Consider the following 3,120-nt stretch of genomic DNA (forward strand, 5'->3'; position numbering starts at 1 on the left):
ACCGCTAGTGTAATCTAAAAAATAAAAGCATATTTTTATACTAAAAAACCGAACATATTTGATCAATCACTCAAATAAGTTCGGTTTTGTCTTAGGCTAAAACATTTTTGTCCCAGCCCCATTGAGTAAAGCTTACTATCTTAAGCTTATAATAGAAGTTTTACGGTCATTATTTTTATCTTGCAACATTAGATTTACACCAAGGTCAGTTACAACACCAAATTCATCTCTAGAAAGACTGCTCTTTTACATAATAAAAAAAGTTTCCGCTAAATAAGCATTGAAAGAAACCAGATTTTATGATAAATTTATATAGATGCTCACTGTACTTTTAAAAATAAATAAATTATCCCTATTTTAATTATACAGTGGAATCAATCCGCTAGTCAACCCTTTTTTCAAATAAATTTTTAGGAGTGTATGCCATGAATATGGATCTTCAGATGGAGCAAAAGCGATTAGACAATGTGATGGATACAATAACAGCGGAAATTGGCAGATTAGAAGAAGAAACTGCCACACGCAAGAGTGAAGTGATTCATATCCGCAAGCACTTTTGGGAAGAGGTAAAAGTGAATACGGATACCTTTGATGATTTCCTGGAAACCATTATTGGCTTGCGACAAGAAGCTCAGGCCTTATCTGTAAACCAAAGCATTCATAAGCATGCATCCACACGTTTATCCACATTGCGCAGAATGGAGGAGGTTCCCTTTTTCGGCCGTATAGATTTTTTGGAAAAAGGAGATTCAGCTCCAGAGCAAATCTATATTGGCATTTCCTCACTTAGTGATAACAATGGAGAAAACTTTTTGATATATGACTGGCGGGCTCCTATCTCGAGTGTCTACTACGACTATCAACCAGGTCACGCCTCCTATGAAACACCAGAAGGAAAAATTGAAGGGACTTTGGAGAAGAAGTGGCAATATCTAATTCGAAATGGTGCTCTTCAATCAATGTTTGATACTAGTCTAACCATCGGTGACGAGATTCTTAAACAGGTATTAGGTAAAGGCACCGATAAACAAATGCATAATATCGTAGCGACCATTCAACAGGAGCAAAACCGAATTATTCGTCATGACCAAGGAAGATTGCTCATCGTTCACGGCGCAGCGGGCAGTGGAAAAACATCTGCAGCACTTCAAAGAATTGCCTATTTACTCTACAAATATCGAGAACACCTCGACGCTGATCAAGTTATTTTATTTTCACCGAATAACATGTTTAGCAGCTATGTATCTAATGTACTTCCAGAGCTTGGTGAGGAAAATATGCAACAGGTCACCTTCCAGAAATACTTGGATCATCGTCTGAGTAAAGAGTTTAAAGTAGAAAATCCGTATAATCAATTGGAGTATGTTTTGACAGCAGAAAAAACGCCAGCATATAAAACAAGACTTGCAAGTATCCGTTTTAAAGCGACTATTCAGTTTTTTAAAGTACTTCAATCCTATAGAAAATCACTAGAAGAATCAGGAATGCTTTTTAAGGATATTAGTTTCAGAGGGCAGCCAATTGTTACTGCACAACAAATGTCAGACAGATTTTACAGTCATGATACATCACTACGTTTTCATAATAGGCTTGAGAAACTGACTGATTGGTTAATGAATAAAATAAAGGCAGCTAAAAAAATCGAACGGACAAAGCCTTGGGTGCAGGAGGAAATCGAACTGCTGAGCAACGAGGACTATCATAAGGCACATGCGTATTTAGCCAAAAAACGCGGCTTTAAAAAAGAAGATATTGCCGACTATGAGCTTGAACCAAAAGTGCTTGCCCAATTGATTGTGCACCAAAAATGGAAGCCGTTAGGAAAACGAATCCGATCCCTCCAATTTCTCGATCTAAAGGGAATTTACAAGCAATTGTTTGCAAATCCTGCACAAATTAATGATTGGGCAGGAGAAGATTCCCCAACAGAATTGGAGTCTATTTGCCAAGCGACACAGGCAAAAATTGATGAAGATGTGCTACTTTACGAGGATGCCACCCCTTTTTTACTTTTGAAAGAGCTAATCCAGGGCTTCCAAACGAACAGCGCCATTAAGCACATCGTAGTAGATGAAGCTCAGGATTATTCGCCTTTCCAATTTGAATTTTTAAAGTTGTTGTTTCCTTCCGCAAGGATGACCGTCCTCGGTGACTTTAATCAGGCCATATTCGCCCATGCAAGTGAAAGAGTGGATTTCCATACACTCACCAACCTTTATGGCCCAGATAAAACTGAATCCATCAATATTGCACGAAGCTACCGTTCTACCAAACCGATTATTGAATTCACCAGAAGACTTGTTCCGAATGGAGAAAGTATTATTCCTTTCGACCGCCCCGGCAAGTCACCAAAGCTGAAGCAAGTAGTGGATCACACTGAACTGCACAGCTGCATTACATCAAAGATCGCTGATTTAAAAAAGCTCGGCTATCATAGTATTGCGATTATATGCAAATCTGCAGAAGAAAGCATCCGTGCCTACGAATCCTTATCTGAGGAAGTGAAACTCTTAAAGAGCAACTCCATTGAATATGAACAAGGAGTTGTCGTCATTCCCTCCTATCTGTCTAAAGGAATAGAATTCGATGCCGTTATCCTTTATGATGCATCTGAGCAAGTATATGGAGATGAAAGCCTGCGCAGAGTTTTCTATACTGCCTGCACCAGAGCTATGCATTATTTACAGCTTTACAGTGTTGGTGAACCTAGTTCGTTTTTGCAAGATGTATTGCGGGAAGGTTTCGTTGAGCATAGTGAAGTGTAAAATAGTTAAACCCCATTTCTCTTTTGCAGAGGAATGGGGTTTTGTGTTTGAGTAAAGTAGAATTCTTGAGAGTGTCATTTGAATGCCCTGTTTCAGATTGAAGGTAGCGCCCTTTTTATGTACGCAAGCCGAGTGCCCGATTTTTCCATTTTGCTATTTTTCGGGCACTCATTCGTCTTTTGTGTGCCCCAATTTTCCATTTTGCTATTTTTCGGGCACTTATTCGCCTTTTGTGCGCCTCTATTTTCCATTTTGCTATTTTTCGGGCACTTATTCGCCTTTTGTGTGCCCCAATTTTCCATTTTGCTATTTTTCGGGCACTTATTCGCCTTTTGTGCGCCTCTATTTTCCATTT

General features: G+C 39.0%; 2 protein-coding genes. One reads left to right on the forward strand and one right to left on the reverse strand.

Annotated features, from left to right (window positions below):
• The first annotated feature begins 425 nt into the window (after window positions 1-425).
• A complete protein-coding gene (gene helD, locus LRP81_RS23000; RefSeq protein WP_230505525.1) occupies window positions 426-2,765 on the forward strand; it encodes an RNA polymerase recycling motor HelD in 2,340 nt (779 codons plus the stop codon).
• A gap of 115 nt (window positions 2,766-2,880) precedes the next feature.
• Here the strand turns inward: helD and LRP81_RS23005 are convergent.
• On the reverse strand, window positions 2,881-3,120 hold a 240-nt coding region (locus tag LRP81_RS23005), incomplete at its 5' end, for a hypothetical protein (protein ID WP_230505527.1).

Origin of the sequence: Sutcliffiella rhizosphaerae, from assembly GCF_917563925.1 — a bacterium.
Classification (GTDB): domain Bacteria; phylum Bacillota; class Bacilli; order Bacillales; family Bacillaceae_I; genus Sutcliffiella_A; species Sutcliffiella_A rhizosphaerae.

Bases quoted from the DNA above. Each gene is read 5' to 3' on its own strand.
- helD (WP_230505525.1), top strand. From the start codon at position 426: ATGAATATGGATCTTCAGATGGAGCAAAAGCGATTAGACAATGTGATG.